We start from the raw sequence: 17,976 nt of genomic DNA on the forward strand, positions 1-17,976 counted from the left end.
AGAGAGGGAGATAAATTATATGTTAAATAGAGTTGTATTAGTAGGCAGACTTACACGTGATCCGGAACTTCGCTTTACTCCGAATGGTGTTGCGGTTGCAAAATTCACCATTGCGGTAAATCGTCCGTTCTCAAACCAAGAAGGGAAGCGGGAAGCCGACTTTCTTAATTGTGTTGTTTGGAGAAGACCAGCTGAAAATCTAGCAAACTACATGAAAAAAGGTAACTTAATTGGTGTTGATGGAAGATTACAGACCCGTTCATTTGATGGTCAGGATGGTAAGAAAGTTTTCGTTACCGAAGTTGTTTGCGACAGCGTTCAATTTTTAGAATCCAAAGGTTCTGGTAATGATAACCAAGGTTCTAATCAATCCGGTAATCAAGGGTACAATCAAAATGGAAATCAACGACCTAATAACCAAAATCCCCAAGATTATGACCCGTACTATGGTCATGGGGTACCTGTTGATATTAGTGACGACGGATTACCATTTTGAAAAATTGAATTTTAAAGATGAGGAAAAGAGTGTTTTCAGTCCAAATGGATTGAGCACTCTTTTTTCTTTACTAAACAATGGGAGGAATATTTATGTTTCCGGTGGAAAAATCTGAAATAAATTACGTATTAACTAAAAACTGTGCTGTTGCTACTTTTGATACTGCTGAAGAGGTTCGTATCTGTTTAGAAGAAGAATTAGAAGATAATCTTGAATTTTTCGTTATGCTGCAGGAATGTGATGATGATGAATTGGAGATTTTCTTGCATTCTGATAACCAGGAAGACCTTGATGAGGTACAACTTGCACGGTTAGAGAAACTTGGATTGTCGGAGGATAACTGCATTGAAGAGCTGTGTAAATTCCTTAATGTCTCAATACGTGAGATAAATCCCGATGTAAAACGAAAAGAACTTATTAAACGGGCTAAAGGGTTCTACAGCAAATGTTATCCAATTGACTTCGACCAATTATCGATTGAGCAACTGGAGAGAATGATCTTAGCTTCTCAAGAGTCCTTTCGTTAATCAATATAAAGAAAAGATATTAATTTGTCTGGAGGAATAGTGAATGTCACATATAGGAAATAAAATTCGTGCTGGTTTCTTTGCTACGCCAGTTAAACAAGGGGAATATATTACAAAACTGTTAAACGTGAAGGGAGAAGGAGCCTTTCTAGATCCAACATGTGGGGAAGGTGAAATTTTAAAACAACTTTCATCTTCTTTTCAATCTGAGGATTGTACGATTACCACATATGGGGTTGAACTAGATAAAACAAGAGCAAAAACAGCTCAGGAGAATTTAGATCATTGTATCAATGCTCCTATTGAAAGTATGGTGATCTCTAATGAAGCTGTTTCATTATTGTTTCTTAATCCTCCTTATGACCACACAATGAAGGGAATGGATGACGATAACACAGACCGTAAAGAATGGACTGAACTCGTAAGGAATGTCCGTTACTTAAAGGAGCGGGGATTGATGATATATATCATTCCTAGTTATCGTTTTGCTGATAAAAAAATCGCTAGATATTTAGCAACTCACTTTAGTAATATTGGAGTTGTTCGCTTTTCTGATGAAGAATACGATGATTTTAAACAATGTATCTTTATCGGAAATAAAAAGAGCGGAAAACATAAAGAATTCAATCAGAAACTTTATGATTTTTTATTAAATATGGAAAGCGAAGACTTTGTAAGAAATCAGGTCACTCCTGTTAATGTCATGGTTGGTAAACATCAATGGGATGTTCCCACGGGGCCGACTGAGTTAAAAACCTTCTATACCAAGTTGGAGAATAAATCTAACTTTTATGAAGGAATTAAAAACTCTAAAGGCTTTTCTGCTTTTATGGAACGATCCAAGCCTAAGCAATTAGTGATAGGTGGTAATCCTTGTTTACCTATTAACCAGGGGCAAATGGCTCTTTTGCTTGCTAGTGGAGCAGTCAATGGAGAAATAGGAACAGACGACCATTACCACCTCGTTCAGGGATTGGAGATTGTCTCCAAAGTCACGGAAGAGGAAGAGAGAAGGCATGATAATGGTAGTAAAACAACCATTACTAAAGAACGTACAAAAAGGGATGTTTCTGTAAAAGTTATTACTCCAAAAGGACTTGTACGGAAACTCGTTTAAGAAACAGAGAGTGACAAAAATGTTGGTAACCAGCGACATTAAAGTTGGTAACTGACAAATAATGTTGGTAACTAGCGACATTAAAGTTGGTAACTGACAAATAATGTTGGTAACTAGCGACATTAAAGTTGGTAACTGAGTAGCTATGAATGAAGAGGGGAGCAAAATAATTATGTGTGAGAACATACCGCAGTTTAATTTGATTGCTATGAAAAGTTTAGTTGATAAAGACAGATATTTTTCTTTCGTCTTTAACGATTTAATGAAGAAGGGTTTGGAAGAAGAAAATGCTCTGCAGGTCATCTTTAACTCTAATATTTTAGGGGATGCCGCAATGGAAGACATTTATCTTCAAGAGATAAACCAACTTCAATAATTAATCTGGAGGAAGTATTAAAAGAGGTATCAAGCACAGTCTTGAACCTCTTTTTTAATTTATAAAAAACAGGGAGAGGGATTTTAATGGAAGCACAACTATCTTTATTTGCAAATCAGCCAGAAGTCAACAAAGATATTCAAGATATCCGTACTGAGTCACAAAGCAATCGAGAAGTCGCATACGATGTTGGCCAAAAAATTGGCGGTGCAAGAAAGGATGAATTTGCAATAAGAAAAGCGTTTGAAAACTCGCAAAGTGTGGATAACCTTCAAACACTTGAGGATTGTAGCAATGTTCTAGCAGCTGAAATGGTAACAAAGCATGAGTTGTTTAAATCTTTTTCATTAGAAAATGAGAAAGAGAAAGGTGCTGAACCAGAAGTCGCTAGAACCAAACAATTAATTATTCAACGTATTGATACTTCGCCTAAGACTGATTCCGCTAAAGGTAGAAAAGCCTTTTTGCTTGCTGCCGACTATTACCAAGAGGTAATGGATACAGTTTTAACTTGGGATCAGCTTATAAATACGGTGTACCAATTGCGTAAAAGAATTAATCATGAGGGTATTCCTTCTGATTATCCTCAAAAAAGGATAGAGGAAGCAAAGGAACAGTTACAAGTAGTTGAGGAAGGCACTCCAGAGCATAAAGCTCATAAGAAGGACTTGGAATACTACCAAGAGTTACTTGACTCAATTATGGAGTCAAGAGAACTACCTATTAAGTGTCTTGGTAAAAAATTCATCAACTTTTTCACCAATCATACCAGTGCGAACAATACGCTCAATAACGTACAAAAGAAAGTTAAATCCTGGGATGATTTATTAAATAATTCGACTACTCCTAAGAAAAAACGTGGACCGGTTAAGCCCGTTTGGGAGAGAACTTTGCCAGAAAGACCAGATAGGATTGGTGGTGTTTCTTCTAGTATCCGTACTCCTGAAGAACTAATGAACTCTTTTGGTTTTCGCGGTGTAGAGTTTGGTCACTATCTAAATGATGAAGTTGCTGGAGATCATGTTTTCCGTTGTTCTGAGGCTTATTACGACCTGTCTGATGTATTGGAAATGGACCATTATTATACAGTTTCTTTAAATGGAACTCTTGCAATGGCATTTGGCAGTAGGGGGAGAGGTGCTGCCTTAGCACATTTTGAACCAAAGTCCCAGGTTATCAATTTAACAAGGGATAGAGGTTGCCTCGGTGTTACAGCACATGAATGGTTCCATGCACTTGATAACTGGTTATTTAATGTCTCCCATAGATTTAATAATGGCAAGATTGGTTATATGTCCCACTTAGAAAGTGAAGGGCATAATATTTCACCGTCTATCATCCAGGCATTTAATGATTTAATGTCTGCCATTAAAAAGGGAAATAGTATTTCTCATTTTGAAAATACCAATAAAAGCGGAGATAAATGGCGTATAGGGTTAAGCGTTAAGTCAAGCTACGATAGGCATGGAGGTAATCTTCTTAGTCTAATGACAGCTCAAAAAACTATTCTAAACCAATCTCTGGAACGTCGACTTTCTCTCACTTCCCACATAAGGGGAGATCTGGACAAAGAAAGAGAAAAAGCTGAGAAAAAGCTATTCAGAGATTTAAAGAGATACGCTCAGGCTATAGCTTGGTATCATGAGCAGAAAACAGGGGAAAGAGTGGAATCAATTCCGTATCCATCCGATAACTCCCAATACCTCGAAACAAGTATATCCTTGGATCGAGGAAAGACGGGAAAATATTGGAGCAGCTCGAGGGAACTCGCAGCCCGTGCTTTTGAAGCATATGTTGAAGATAAGTTGCGGGATGAGGGAAGAAAAAATGACTATTTGGTTTGCGGTACCAATGATAGTGCTGCTTTTCCAATCGGAGAAGAACGTTCTTTAATAAACACTAAATTCGAGGAACTTTTAGCAGAGTTGCGTAAGGTTCGTCTGCTATAAGGTGAAGAGAGTTAGGTTAATTTTAGCCTAGCTCTTTTTTTATTAAATATTAGGAGGAGAATATGATGAGACCTATCATGAAAAAAGTATATACCATATCTAAAAAGGCGGAGCAGCCCAGAGTTTGGTTACAATCGTTAGTTTGTGAAGCGGCTGGATGGAAAGAGGGCGAAACACTGTATGTTCAAGTGTTAGAGGACAAACAGGAAATCATTATCGAAAATAAAACAGAACATGCAGCTGTTGATTCTCATGTTGTGCACGTTTCCGGAAGGAAGAGTCCAACGAGCCAAAAACGTCGGCCTTTAGTTGATTCTTCTGGTAGTCGCTATGCGTCCATTCTCTCAATTAAGCAAAAGGTTGAAATATGTGTATTTACAGAGGGGGATTATGGTCGAGTTATCATAAGACCGCTCCAATACAAACTAATGGCTAGCAAAACTATTCAAAGTCCAGCAGATGAACGTATTAGATTACTATCTATGTGCGCTGGTGCTGGGATAGGAACATCCTGTATGGTTGACACAAATTATTTTACACCTGTAATGGAAATAGAATGGGAAGATGATTCTAGCGAAGTAATAAAACACAATTATCCCAACTCCTACCTCTTTAATGGAGACTTGCGTGATTGTAATGAGGCAGTTAAATCAGATGTGGCTTTTATCAGCTTACCTTGTGATCAGCATAGTAGTTTAGGATATCAAGAAGGTAATGTGATGAATAACTTAGTTTTAGCTGCGTCTAAATTAATTAAAAGTTCTAAGAGTAAAATTCTATTCTTTGAGAATGTACCACAGTTTTATAAAAGTGATAGTTGGTTTATTCTGAAGGATTTATTAGGAGACATTTATCCCTATTGGCAGGAGAAAAATATCGAGTCCTGGGATTATGGAAGTATAGCTACACGAAATAGGACCTATGCAGTTGGTTTTTCTGATTACGAGCTTTTCCAATCCTTTGAGTTTCCGCGAGCACCAAAACTAAGACGAAAAAAACTTAAGGATTATCTTGAGTCCCCTAAAAGTAAATTTGAATGGAAATCTTTAGCTAAATGGATGAATTCATTTCAATCAAGGGATAGTTCATGGAAAAACCGTTCCTTAGACAAAACCTTTGTAACAGGTGAGGTAAAGCAAATAAATGCGATACCAGCAAGATACCGTAGTCAATGTGCTTCGAATTCTTATGTTCTTAGCGAGAATAGAGAATCTTTCCGTTTCTTAACTGAAAAAGAGATACGGAAAATTTTACATGTACCTGACTGGTTTGAGTTTTGTGATCATACTCCTGTAACCCGAAGGTATGAAATGCTTGGTCAATCGGTGGACGGTAATGTAATTAGAGCAATAGCCAATAACATTGCTATGGTTCTTATGAAACACTCCTTCCATACGATTAAAGAGCATGTGAAAGAAATTAAGGATAAAACAGTTGCTTCAGTTAATATTGCAACAAACGGTCAACTAGAATTAATGATCTGATACACACGTTTTTTGATTATGGGATTTTAAAAAAGAGCTAGACTAAATAAAATTAGTTTAGCTCTCTTTTTATTGTCGAATGATAGAATCAGTGGTAGAATTTTAGCAAGGAAAGAAAAAATCACTTTTGCGGGAACAAAAGTGATTTTGGTTCGGGACGGGAATCCCTATGTGTTTTTGCATTTTCTATTAATTTATATGAGTAGTATACCCTATTCATTCCTTTTTATGCAAGGGATATTATGTGTATACCTATGAAAATATAATGGAATTATGTATATGACCGTTTCGAACCTCTCTTTCTTTAAATAGGTAAGGGAGGTATTTTTGTGTTTTCTAGTTGGAAAGAATTTATTACATGGGAAAAATCAACATTAGACACCATTGATGTAAAAAAGACCTACATAGATATAGCGGGGGATTTTATGGCTGGTGTTCTACTTTCCCAAATTGTTTATTGGTATTTACCAAGTAAAGACGGAAAAAGTAAATTAAGAGTTAAAAAAGATGGCCACTACTGGATAGCTAAAAAGCGGGATGAATGGTATGAAGAGATTCGTTTTAGTGAAGCTAATTATAAAACAGCTATTAAAAAATTAGAGAAAAAGAATTTGGTTGTAAGAGAAAGATTTAAATTTGCTGGAGCGCCTACTACTCATGTTCGGTTAAATGTTCCAGAATTTTTAAGATCAATTAATGATTTGATGATTGAAAAAGAAAATAATCTGGAAGATGACTTAAAGGACTTTAGTGACTATCTTGACCAAGAGATAACTGCAGAACCATTGGCATCATTGGATTCGGTTGAATCAACCAAATCAATTCGGCGGAATCAACCGAATGGAAATGGTGAAATCAACCAAATGAATTCGGTTAAATCAAACGAATCTTTAACAAAGAATACAACAGAGAATATAACAAAGAATACATACAAAGATTATCAAAATAAAAATCTTAATCCTAATCTTAAAAATAAAGAACTAGATATCTATGATGTATTATGGAACATAGAGATCCCTAAAGATTTAAAACATAAGATTAAGGTTAAGATTGCAAATCAACAGCTAAATCATTTATCAATTCAAAATTTACTAGATTTGCAAGATGCGTATCTTTATCAAATACAACAAGATTTCGTCAAACCTGACGCTCCTTATGACGATGACTTTTATATTAATGATCAGATATTTAGCGAAACTATTATGAAGATGTTAGAAACAGTTAAAGAGATTAATAACATGAAAGGATTAGTAAAAGATTGGGTGCAAAGAAGAGTTGATTTTAAAATGAGAGAATCTCACTTTTACAACACCAGTACCTACAGGGAAGAGAATGAACCTGATAATGATTAATAAACTGTTTTCAAACAGCGAAAATACACATCATTGATTTTTTAAACAAACATGATAAAATAAAGATAACTTTATAAACAGGGAAAAACCCTAAATGACTAGCCTTGGAAGAGGTCTATTCGTTTAGGTTTTTTTTCTCCTTAATGGCCGTCTTGTTGATATAGTATTTTGTCATATTTTCTGATAGTATATAAACAAGAATACTTTGAATTTATTTCGGTTTTGTGGTTTTAAAATAAAGTTACGACATTTGTAAAAAAGATGCGACGTTTAAAATAAAGTCGCAACGTTTAGAAAAATGTTGCGAAGGTTTATCCCTTTGGATATGATGATTCCAAAGGGTATTTTACGAAAAGTATTGTGCCGCAAACGGGCCATATTGTTGAATTAATTTTTACACTAATATTAATTTGAAGAAGAATCAGGGTATGTAATCCCGATTCTTCTTTTCTTTTTATTTCATTCAAGTATTTGTTTGAATGATTAATAAAAAATTGTTATACTTTATTCAAGCAAATATTTGAATGAAGACGGGGTGATAATATGGATAGGAAAGATACTTGCGAAATTTACTGTTACGACGAAGAAAAAGTAAATCGAGTACAAGAGGATTTACAGGCAACTAATACATCTGGTGTTGCCCAGATGTTAAAAGCTTTTGCTGATGAAAATAGAGCAAAAATTATCTATGCTTTGTGCCAAGAAGATGAACTATGTGTATGTGATATAGCAAATATTATCGGTTCAACGGTTGCAAATGCTTCCCATCATTTGAGAAAGCTTGATAAACAAGGGGTTGTAAAGTATCGGAAAGAATGGAAACTTACATTTTATTCGTTAGATGATGAACATATCAAGCAGATAATGACGATTGCATTGGCACATAAAAAAGAGGAGACGGTCAATGTTTAATCTTATTCAGTATTTATTAGAGGTGAAAGTATGATTGAAACAATACTAACAGCAGCAGCGGTTTATGTAGCGACAGGAATTGATTATCTCGTTATATTAATTCTTTTGTTTTCACAAATAAAAAAAGGACAGGAAAAACATATTTGGATAGGAAAGTATGTTGGAACGGTAATTGTTATAGGAGCAAGTCTTTTAGTTTCTCTAGGAGTTTCGAACTTAGTTCCCCAACAATGGGTTATAGGATTACTTGGACTTTTACCACTTTACTTAGGTATAAAAATATGGATTAAAGGAGAAGAGGATGAAGATGAAAGCGAAATTTTGTCCATATTTTCTTCAGGTAGGTTTAATCAGTTATGGATGTCAGTCATTTTTATCGTATTGGCTTCCAGTGCGGATGACTTTTCCATTTATGTACCGTATTTCACAACGTTAAATGCGACTGAAATTCTTGTTTCTATTATTGTCATTTTAATTATGATTGGTGTTTTACTCTATGTCGGCTATCGTTTAGCCCACTTGAATTTTGTATCGGAAAAAATTGAGAAATATGAACGTTGGATTGTACCAATTGTTTTTATAGGATTGGGTATTTATATTATGTTTGAGAACGGTACATTCAATGTTTTATTCTCATTTCTTTAAAACCACAAACATAATAAAAGCCAATATATGGGTTTTATCCCTATTCCAGAAACGGTAACAGTAATTGAATAAGAGTTAAGCTTCAATCGGGCGCAATTGTGTAACAATGCGGTCATAAAATGGTCAAACTTTTTTATAAAAATTGTATACCAATTCATAAAAAGAAAACCTGTTTTGATCAATCTTTTTTCAAAACGGGTTTTTTTGAATTTGCGCAAATAATAAGGTTTGTGAGGTGTTTTTTATCAAACTTTATTCTAAAGCCACAGGTTTCATTTGCAAAAACACATAAAAAAAAACCCACCCGGTCACTTTATATAATCTTTTCTCAGTTTGGCCGCTGGATAGATTATATAAAGCTATAAGGTAGGATTCTTTAAGACTTTTTCTATGCTTAGTTTATCATATAGTACGAAAAAGTCCAAGAAGAATCTCCTTGTTATCTCTATAATATTTATAGGTGGGGAAGAAGGGGAAATGAATAATGGAGAGCTTTGAAGAGGGCTTGCAGCCAAGTTTGGCAACCGGAGAACATACTAAGTATCGGTATTTCCGTTTTGTTCCAACTGATGTTGTAAGTGAAGTTGAACGAAAGACTAGACGAAAGCATGGAGTTAAAGAAGAAACAGTAAAGGTTAAACAACATAAGAAAGAGTATTATAGCGAGGAGTCTATTGCTAACTTTCAATTAGAAAGTCATACCAAACTCCTTCCTGACATGAATGGAAATAAAACAATTATTAATAATTATCTCTTACGGTTTTGGGGTCCCACGTTTGATCCCAAATGCGGAGGCAACGTAGCTTATACATACATAATCTTATTAAGTTATTGTTGGGATAAGGATTATACTTGGATTAGCTTAGATACAATCGCCAAACAAATTACAAGCTCTAAACAGACAGTTCGCAAATATTTAGACATCTTAGAGAAATCAGGGTTTATCATCCGTTTCTGGAGAGAACAGGAAGATGATGAACGACTGCAAGGCACTATCCTTATCAAGGTTCGTCAAACACTTCCTTTTCTTTCAAGGGAGCAATATAACCAGCTACCAAAATCCTTAAGAAAAGAACATGATCGCTTCTTAAGAAGGATTAAGAAGGAGAGTCAATTTGAATTTGACCTTTCTCATAATTATGCTGATGTTTATGAGCAACTAAGAGCTGAGGTTATTGATGTTAAAAAACCAACAGGGGTCCTAAAAGAAGAAATTGAACGAATGGATGAATACCAGGAAGAATATGAAAATGCTAAAATGAAGATGTCTCATAAAGAAGAAGAGCAATGGAATTCGATATTAGAGAGAATAGAGACAAAGATCAGTAAACCTTCTTTTGATACCTGGTTCAAAAAAACAGTAGCGTATAAAGATAAAGAGAATCATTGGTTAATATGTCTCCCTAATCAATTCGCTTATGAATGGGTGGAGAACCGTTATGAACCGTTAATTAAAGAAGTTATGGAAGAGCTAGGTATATTATGTGAAAAATTAACTTTTGATATTTTCGCAGAATAAAAAGTGGGTAAAAGGAGAATCCTGTTTAAGACAGGGTTCTTTTTTTATCCCCCAATTTACCCACATTTTATCCACTTTAAATAGTAGTAAAATAAATCACCCACCCCTCAAATAGTTTAACTAGGGGTACTCAAATAATTTGACCAGGGTATTTACCCTAATTTTTGGTAAAAAAGGTGGTCAAATCATTTGAGTAGGGGAATATATGTTTGCCACTCAAATGATTTGAGTAGGGGTAGTCAAATCATTTGAGTACAACTCCTAAAATGATTTGAGCAGGGGTGGTAAAATAATTTGACCTAATGAATTACTTATCATATGAACTATCAATAATATGCAACACAACTATATTTATTACGAATTGATAACAAGCAAACAAAAATGAATTAGTTTATTAAATTATTTCTATCTGTTGTCGAATCTCCTAATAAACGATATAATACATATATATTGATTTTCTATTTTTTTCTTTTGCAATCTCATTATGAGATTAGCGGGTAATGATTAAACAACTAAGCAGCCTTTGAGGTTGATGGATAAGCGCAATTTTTGTGCCATCTATTAAACTCAAAGGCTTTTTTGTGTTTTATAAGCAAAATGAGAGTGGATATTAACGAGAACAAATGGGATATTTCCTTATTCCCAGCTTGTTCTCGTTTTTATATATAAAATTTTCTTCAGAAAGGGTGTTTTTATTGAGTAAAAAAGGGTGGAAGAACAAGGGGAATCGACCTACACAAAAGGAGCGGGTTGAGGAACTGTTAGAAACACTGGAAGAAGGCGTCCTAAACTTTATGCGATCTCCAGAGCAATTAAAGGCTATTTTGGAAATGAAGGCTCTTATGCCATCATATTCCTTTCGTAACCTAATAGTTGCTAAGGCCCAACTGCCACATGCTAGTTTCATAGCAAGTTTTAAACGGTGGAATGAACTGGGACGTAAGGTTAAAAAAGGACAAAAAGCACTAAGAATCTTTGCTCCTCGATTTGTGAAAGCGAAGGATGAGGAAAAAAGCAATGGTGAAGATTACAAATTAATTGGGTTTATAACTGTTCCTGTTTTTGATTATACACAAACAGAAGGAGACCCACTTCCCATTGATAAAGTAAAGATTGCACTTGAGGGAGATTGTCCTGAAGCACGAGAAATCATCTCTTTAGCGGAAAAGGTAGCTGAAGCAGATAATTGTCCCATCACATATGGTGATACCGGAGTTGCAAATGGTTTCTACAGTCCAATGGAACATTCAATCACTGTTTCATCCGAACTTTCCATAAACCATCGTTGTAAAACATTGGTTCATGAGTTAGTTCACAGTATTGTTGATCGCTTTAATCTCAAAAGCTCTAAAAAAGAGCAAGAGGTTGTAGCGGAAGGAACAGCATTTGTTGTATGCTCCTATTTCGGACTCGATACTTCGGATTATTCGTTTCAATATGTTAAATCCTGGAGTAAGGAAGATGATGAAGCTGTTATGAAATTCGGTACTAAAATATGTGATACAGCTGCAAAGATCATTCAACAATTTGAAGCATTAAAAGAAGAAGAACAGGATGAAGATCTAAAAACAGCTTAAATCTTTAAGAGGTGAAAAAATATTTACAAAATTACATTGTAAATAGGAACATTTGTTCGTATAATAAACATGAATAAGGGAGGTGTATCCCTATCTTTTGAGTATAGATAGGGGTGCACATAGCCCCTATCTATACTTTTAGGTAGGGAGCATAAATGAGCGTAATTCAATGGAACAAAGTTAAAGAAACACCAGAGAATCCTAAAATGTTAGAGGTTTACCTAGAACAGGCTTGGCAAGATGCTTTCTGTTATGCCCTGGCTGTAGAAGAGCCGGAAAAAGACTGGATGAATCCTAAGCTTTTAGTCGCTATAATTTCCGGAAATGACTCAACACGCAATGAAAGCAGCGATTGATATTGGAAGTAACGGTCTTCACTTTGGCTATGGGGAAAAGCAACTTACTGATTATGAGTTTAAAAGTGAATTCCAAATCGTATCAGAAAAAGGTTCTTATGAAAAATTCCCAATTACTATTAGCCAAAACCGCAAAGCCTTAGCAATTGTCCATGACAAACTGCTAGGTAATGACGAATATATCCTTTCCTTTGAAGGAGATCCTGCTGAAGATATACGTCAAGTTTTAGGTGGAGGTAAATACGGGTTACACATCTTACCAGAATGGAAAGAAACCGTATTTAACGAATTGTCGAACCGAGGATACTTGGAAGACATAGACTTCTATTATGATAAAGGATTATTTCCAAATGGCTTCTCTTTGTTGAAATTGAATATTGAGGAAGAACAAGCGGATGATCTGATATCAGAATTGATAAAACAGGGTGAGCTGAAGTTTCCAAATGAGGGAAATGGAAAGGCGCTCGAGGAAGTAAATGACCTAACTAGCTATATGGGTGACTATGTCAACGATATGGTTGGAAAAGTATCTGAGCAAGTCCAACCAACCCATAATCCAATGACAGACAACAGCTTTTCGCACTTTGATTCATATAAGCGTCCGCTGTTCCCTGTACAAGCTCATGTTTCAACCGCGGTGTCTAAACGGCTAAGGGAACAAAAGAGTCTAATTATCCAAGGGGAAATGTCTACCGGTAAAACCACAATGCTTGTAGGGTTAACCGATGCTTATCATAAAGAGCAGGGTAAAAAAGGCTATTTTGCTTGTGTGATGGTACCGCCATCTTTAACTAAGAAATGGCCAGAGGAAATAAAAGAGATAATTCCTGAAGCGAATGTTCATGTTATCAGCAAGACGGAACAATTAATTAATTACCATGCTGAATGGACAAAAGCAGGCCGGAAGAAACCGAATAGACCAACCTACTTTGTCATTAGTTTTACAACTATGAGAGGGGATTGTGCTATTGAACCGGTAGTGGAATTTACTAGAAAGAAAACTGATGTTCAAATTCAAAATAATTTGCTGCCGTACCGTTATGGATATTACTGTCCAGATTGCGGAGAAGCTCACCAAGTTGTTGAGTCTACAGATGTGCAAATGAATGAGAACGGTGAGGAAGAAACAACCAAAAATAAACGTGCCATGGGTCCTGAAGAATTTGGTTCTTCAAGAAGACTCCATAACAGCCAAAATCCAGCGAATGCTTTTTGTTCTGAGTGTGGATCTAGCCTTTGGACAAAACGTGTACCAACTCGATATGGTTCTTTCAAAGAATGGGCTGAATACGAGAACAAACTGGTACATGCCTTAAAAGATGGAAATACACGTCTTGCAAAGAATATCCAAAACACTCAACAGGAAATTCCTAAAGCGAAAGGAAAGCCGAGAAGGATCGCAACTATTGAATATATCCGGAGAAAGATGAAAAATTTCTTCGATATAGCCTTGGTTGATGAAATCCATGAACTGAAGTCTGGTATGTCAGCTCAAGGAAATTCTTTAGGTAGCCTTGTTGCTTCTAGTAAGAAAGTAGTTGGTGGTACTGGTACTTTATTCGGCGGAAAAGCAGAGGATGTCTATTATCTGCTATGGAGACTGTTCCCACATGTTATGGTACAGAATGGCTTTAAATATTCAGAGGTGCGTAAATGGAATGAAGAATATGGCAATATTGAAACCACTACCGTTAACTTTGATGACAAAGGAGAATACTCCAATAAACAAAGTAGAGGCGGAACAAAACGAACAGAAAAAGTACTACCTGGTATCTCACCATTTGTGTTTGGTAAATTCTTGGTACAAAACACATTGTTGGTTCGTTTGGTGGATGTATGGCCAGATCCAGTTGAATTAGTCAATGTTCCGACTATCCTTGTCGATATGGATACTGATTTAAAAAGGTCATACGACGAAATGGTGTTTGAGTTTGAACGTCAAATTGACTCACGAGAAGATGGACATAAATTATACCTTCCGTTGACGCAAACAGGTATTGCATATCCGGATAATGTGCGCCTGTAACGGCTTTATTAAGATAGTGGAAAGTAACGCAACCACTAGGAGAAATCAAACCAAAAACTAAAAGCTTCAACTCCTATCACCAACCGAAGTTAGGCTATAAAGTAGCAATTTATAGTCTCCAAAGGCATGAGGGAAACCAACAAGGCTGAACATAGCATGGCGGTAAAGCCCTAACCAGGATTTAGTGATATATGGTCTAGTGGGTAAGGGCAAGGTGAAAAGATGCGAACGAGGATTAAAGCTATACTGCTTGAACCATAATCAGAGGAAGTCAGTGGGAAGACCTTACCGAAAGTCACTGAAACGGTAAGCACTCATTTGTCGGAGGTTTTGGATTATCGAATGTCTGATAGGTTTGAAAATGAGTGTCCATATGCGTACGCATAAAATGATGAAAGTGGAATCCGACATCGCGACAAGCGTGTCTAATATAAGCTAAGCAGGGATTACCTAAGTAGGAGAGCCAAAAATTTGGCTATGTCATGCTAAAGAGACTGAAAATCCTATACGGTAACAGAGCATTCGTAGTAGTCCGAGCTAGGGAAAGCCTAGTACATGGCGAAGGAATGCAGCTTTTCAGCTTATCAAACAAAATTGGGGAGGTGCTGACAGCACTATGCAAAATCCAAAAGTAGTTTTAAGCAATTTGGCTAATAAAACTAACGAGAACTATAAACATACTAGAATTTACCGACAACTGTTTAACGAAGAGTTTTACCTTCTTGCGTATAGCAATATCTATCACAAAGAAGGAAATATGACGGAAGGAACCGACGGGGAAACAATTGATGGATTCAGCTTAGATAAAGTACAAAAACTTATTGAAAAGCTAAAAGACTTCAGTTATCAACCCAACCCAGCTCGGAGAGTAGAAATCCCGAAGAAAAATGGCTCTAAAAGACCATTGGGCATACCTTCTTTTCAGGATAAGTTGTTACAGGAAGTTATAAGGATGATTCTTGAAGCTATTTTCGAAAATCACTTTTCCGACAACTCACACAGCTTTAGACCAAGAAGAAGCACTCACACAGCATTAAAACAAGTCGAGAAAAAATTTCATGGAGTTAGATGGTTTGTTGAAGGTGATATCAAAGGTTTCTTTGATAATATCGACCACCATGTACTAGTTTCGTTGCTTAGGAAAAAAATCCAAGATGAAAGATTCATAGACCTTATCTGGAAATTTCTTAAAGCTGGATATATGAAAGACTGGCAATTCCATAAAACCTATAGTGGAACACCACAAGGCGGGATAATCAGCCCTGTTCTTTCTAATATATACCTCAATGAACTGGACAAATTCATGAATGAATTACAAACCCGTTTTAACCATGGCAAAGGCAGGACTCGTAACAAAGAGTATCGTGCAGTCGAATGGAAAAAACAGACCCTAAAAAAGAAAATTGAAACCCTCGACAAAGAATCACCAGAAAGGGAACAACTCATAAAAGACTATAAGAAACTCTCAGCAGAAATGAGAAAACATAGTCCATACAATGAAATGGACCCAAATTTTAAGCGATTAAGCTATGTGAGATATGCAGACGATTTTCTTATTGGTATTAACGGAAGCAAAGAAGATGCCCAAAAAGTCAAACATGAGATAAAGGAATGGCTACAAAGCACTCTACAAATCGAACTGTCCGATGAGAAGACTCTCATCACCCACAGCGAAAAGCCGGCAAAATTTCTTGGATATGAAGTCTCGGTAAGAAGAGATGAATCATTTAAGAAAGTTGCAAATGGGATGACTAAAAGAGTATGGAGTTATACCGTCAAACTATCAGTGCCAGCTAATGTTGTAAGAGATAAGCTCCTCAAGCTAAACGCCATTAAGATGAAAGGAAACAAATGGGAATTCATTCATCGCAAGGAGTTAACAAATCTAGATGACCTTGAAATTTTCAATATTTACAATGCCGAAATCAGAGGTTTATACAACTATTACAAGCTAGCCTTCAATGTGCCAATGCAAATGGATACTTTCCACCACATGATGAAGTACAGCCTTCTCAAAACGTTGGCTTCCAAGTACCAAATCTCTGTAGTGAGGGTAATAGAGAAATTTGCCATTGGAAAAGATATCGCGGTTAAGTACCAAACAAAAAAAGGTGAAAGAACTTCTTTCTTCTACAATAAAGGTTTCAAAAGAGTACGTGAATTGGACTCGAAAGCTATTGCAATGGATGAAATTCCAAACAATACCTACGGAACCCGGAACAGTCTCATTGAGCGCCTTAATGCAGAAGAATGTGAACATTGCGGTAAGAAGGGCAAGGTTGAAGTTCACCACGTTAGGAAACTAAAAAATCTAAAAGGCAAAAAACGTTGGGAAAAACTCATGATTGCAAGAAAAAGAAAGACTCTTGTTCTTTGTGAGCAATGCCACGTTGATTTACATGCCGGAAGACTAGATTAATAGCCAAAGAAAAGTGGAGAGCCGGATACGCGGAGACGTGTAAGTCCGGTTCGGAGGGGAGCGTTTGGAAACCTAACATAGAAATATGGCAAGGCGCTGGGCGCTTACCCTATCCGTTTACTTTCCCAGACGTTCTTTATAAGAATGACGAAGGAGAGAGAGAACTTATTTGGAGTCCTAATCACTTTTCAGCAGATAGGTTGCTGAATAAGGAGAAGAAATTGCAAGAACTTGTTCGGGGAGAAATGGAAGAAGGGCGTAAGTCAATCATTTATGTTCGCGACACTGGTTCTTCTGTAGAAGGTAGAGATGTAAGACCGAGAATTCAAAAGGTACTTGAAGATATAGGTGCAAAAGTAGCTATACTCGATACTTCTTCTACACAGACAAATAGACGTAGCGAATGGTTAAAAAAGAAAATTGAAAGAGAAGGATACGATGTGGTTATCGTTTCGCAAGAACTTGTGAAAGTGGGATTAGATCTCATTTCTACTCCAACATTGATTTTTTATCAATTTAGCTGGAGTCTTTTCACAATAAACCAAGCTTCCCGTCGTGCATGGAGAATTGGCCAGACGGAAGAATGCCGACTTTATTATATTGCGTATAGAGATTGTTACCAGGAGCAAATGGCCCAACTCATTGCAATGAAGAATAAAGCAGCAAGTGCGATTAACGGTGACGTGTCAACAGATGGTTTGAGTGCTATGCTTGGCGATGAAGGTGATCTTCAAAGCATGTTAATCAAATCGATTAAAAAGGGAGAAAACCTTAAAGGTTCAACTGAGGAATGGGTTGCTGAAACTTCAGATCGTGCAAGAGAATTGTTGGCTGGAGTTGGAAAGAAGAAGCCTAAATCCATTAAAGACCAATTTATTGCTTGGGTACGTCAACAAATCCAATCAGAATCAACCAAAAATGTTCTTATCAGAAAAGCTGATAGCATTACTGCCAATATTGAGAAGGGTGAAATTGTTGGTTTTAAAGGAGACAATGGCGTACTAGAAATAGATTTGGTAGAAGCCTTTGGTTTCGATATGGTAGCAGACGGAGCTGTGCTTTCCCATTTGGTAAGTACAGAGAGAAAGCCAGCTGAACCAACTTCGTATAATGCAGCAATATTTGAGGTTAAGTCTGAGGAAAAGAAAGCTAAACGGACGAAGAAAGCCCCAGTAAATGGTCAGCTTGCGTTTAACCTTTTTGATTAATAAAACAGCGGGA

General features: G+C 36.4%; 15 protein-coding genes. All 15 read left to right on the plus strand.

The features are described from left to right. The first annotated feature begins 19 nt into the window (after positions 1 to 19). The 15 genes from ssb to NC797_RS07670 all read left to right on the plus strand — a co-directional run bounded on the left by ssb (position 20) and on the right by NC797_RS07670 (position 17,963). The gene (ssb, locus tag NC797_RS07600) at positions 20 to 496 is read left to right on the plus strand and encodes a single-stranded DNA-binding protein (protein ID WP_272436173.1); all 477 of its coding nucleotides are present in this window, start codon (positions 20 to 22) and stop codon (positions 494 to 496) included. 92 nt (positions 497 to 588) lie between these two features. Continuing rightward, positions 589 to 1,023, plus strand: a complete 435-nt coding sequence (locus tag NC797_RS07605) for a hypothetical protein (protein WP_272436174.1) — start codon at positions 589 to 591, stop codon at positions 1,021 to 1,023. Between the two features lie 43 nt (positions 1,024 to 1,066). Further along, positions 1,067 to 2,140: a DUF6094 domain-containing protein gene (locus NC797_RS07610; RefSeq protein ID WP_272436175.1), complete on the plus strand. Its 1,074-nt coding sequence runs from the start codon at positions 1,067 to 1,069 to the stop codon at positions 2,138 to 2,140. A 172-nt stretch (positions 2,141 to 2,312) separates the two neighbouring features. Next, positions 2,313 to 2,516: a hypothetical protein gene (locus NC797_RS07615; RefSeq protein WP_272436176.1), complete on the plus strand. Its 204-nt coding sequence runs from the start codon at positions 2,313 to 2,315 to the stop codon at positions 2,514 to 2,516. An 86-nt stretch (positions 2,517 to 2,602) separates the two neighbouring features. Then, positions 2,603 to 4,465, plus strand: coding sequence for an LPD1 domain-containing protein (locus tag NC797_RS07620; protein ID WP_272436177.1), 1,863 nt, complete (start codon positions 2,603 to 2,605; stop codon positions 4,463 to 4,465). Between the two features lie 65 nt (positions 4,466 to 4,530). Then, positions 4,531 to 5,949, plus strand: a complete 1,419-nt coding sequence (locus NC797_RS07625) for a DNA cytosine methyltransferase (RefSeq protein ID WP_272436178.1) — start codon at positions 4,531 to 4,533, stop codon at positions 5,947 to 5,949. A 329-nt stretch (positions 5,950 to 6,278) separates the two neighbouring features. Further along, the gene (locus NC797_RS07630) at positions 6,279 to 7,301 is read left to right on the plus strand and encodes a hypothetical protein (protein ID WP_272436179.1); all 1,023 of its coding nucleotides are present in this window, start codon (positions 6,279 to 6,281) and stop codon (positions 7,299 to 7,301) included. Positions 7,302 to 7,844: 543 nt separating this feature from the next. Continuing rightward, positions 7,845 to 8,213 (plus strand): ArsR/SmtB family transcription factor, encoded by a 369-nt coding sequence (locus tag NC797_RS07635; protein ID WP_272436180.1) that lies wholly within the window; start codon positions 7,845 to 7,847, stop codon positions 8,211 to 8,213. A gap of 30 nt (positions 8,214 to 8,243) precedes the next feature. Continuing rightward, positions 8,244 to 8,858, plus strand: coding sequence for a CadD family cadmium resistance transporter (locus tag NC797_RS07640; protein WP_272436181.1), 615 nt, complete (start codon positions 8,244 to 8,246; stop codon positions 8,856 to 8,858). A gap of 484 nt (positions 8,859 to 9,342) precedes the next feature. After that, positions 9,343 to 10,377 carry a DnaA N-terminal domain-containing protein gene (locus NC797_RS07645; protein WP_272436182.1) on the plus strand — a complete coding sequence of 345 codons (1,035 nt, stop codon included), beginning with the start codon at positions 9,343 to 9,345 and terminating at the stop codon, positions 10,375 to 10,377. 695 nt (positions 10,378 to 11,072) lie between these two features. Further along, the gene (locus NC797_RS07650) at positions 11,073 to 11,954 is read left to right on the plus strand and encodes an ArdC-like ssDNA-binding domain-containing protein (protein WP_272436183.1); all 882 of its coding nucleotides are present in this window, start codon (positions 11,073 to 11,075) and stop codon (positions 11,952 to 11,954) included. Between the two features lie 155 nt (positions 11,955 to 12,109). Further along, positions 12,110 to 12,310 carry a hypothetical protein gene (locus NC797_RS07655; RefSeq protein WP_272436184.1) on the plus strand — a complete coding sequence of 67 codons (201 nt, stop codon included), beginning with the start codon at positions 12,110 to 12,112 and terminating at the stop codon, positions 12,308 to 12,310. Then, positions 12,294 to 14,336, plus strand: a complete 2,043-nt coding sequence (locus NC797_RS07660; RefSeq protein ID WP_272436185.1) for a DEAD/DEAH box helicase family protein — start codon at positions 12,294 to 12,296, stop codon at positions 14,334 to 14,336. Before NC797_RS07655 ends, NC797_RS07660 begins: the two co-directional genes overlap by 17 nt. A gap of 616 nt (positions 14,337 to 14,952) precedes the next feature. Further along, positions 14,953 to 16,755 carry a reverse transcriptase domain-containing protein gene (locus NC797_RS07665; RefSeq protein WP_272436186.1) on the plus strand — a complete coding sequence of 601 codons (1,803 nt, stop codon included), beginning with the start codon at positions 14,953 to 14,955 and terminating at the stop codon, positions 16,753 to 16,755. A gap of 221 nt (positions 16,756 to 16,976) precedes the next feature. Then, positions 16,977 to 17,963: a helicase-related protein gene (locus tag NC797_RS07670; RefSeq protein ID WP_272436187.1), complete on the plus strand. Its 987-nt coding sequence runs from the start codon at positions 16,977 to 16,979 to the stop codon at positions 17,961 to 17,963. Positions 17,964 to 17,976: the final 13 nt, after the last annotated feature.

The sequence above is a fragment of the Terrihalobacillus insolitus genome, assembly GCF_028416575.1.
GTDB classification, from domain to species: domain Bacteria; phylum Bacillota; class Bacilli; order Bacillales; family Amphibacillaceae; genus Terrihalobacillus; species Terrihalobacillus insolitus.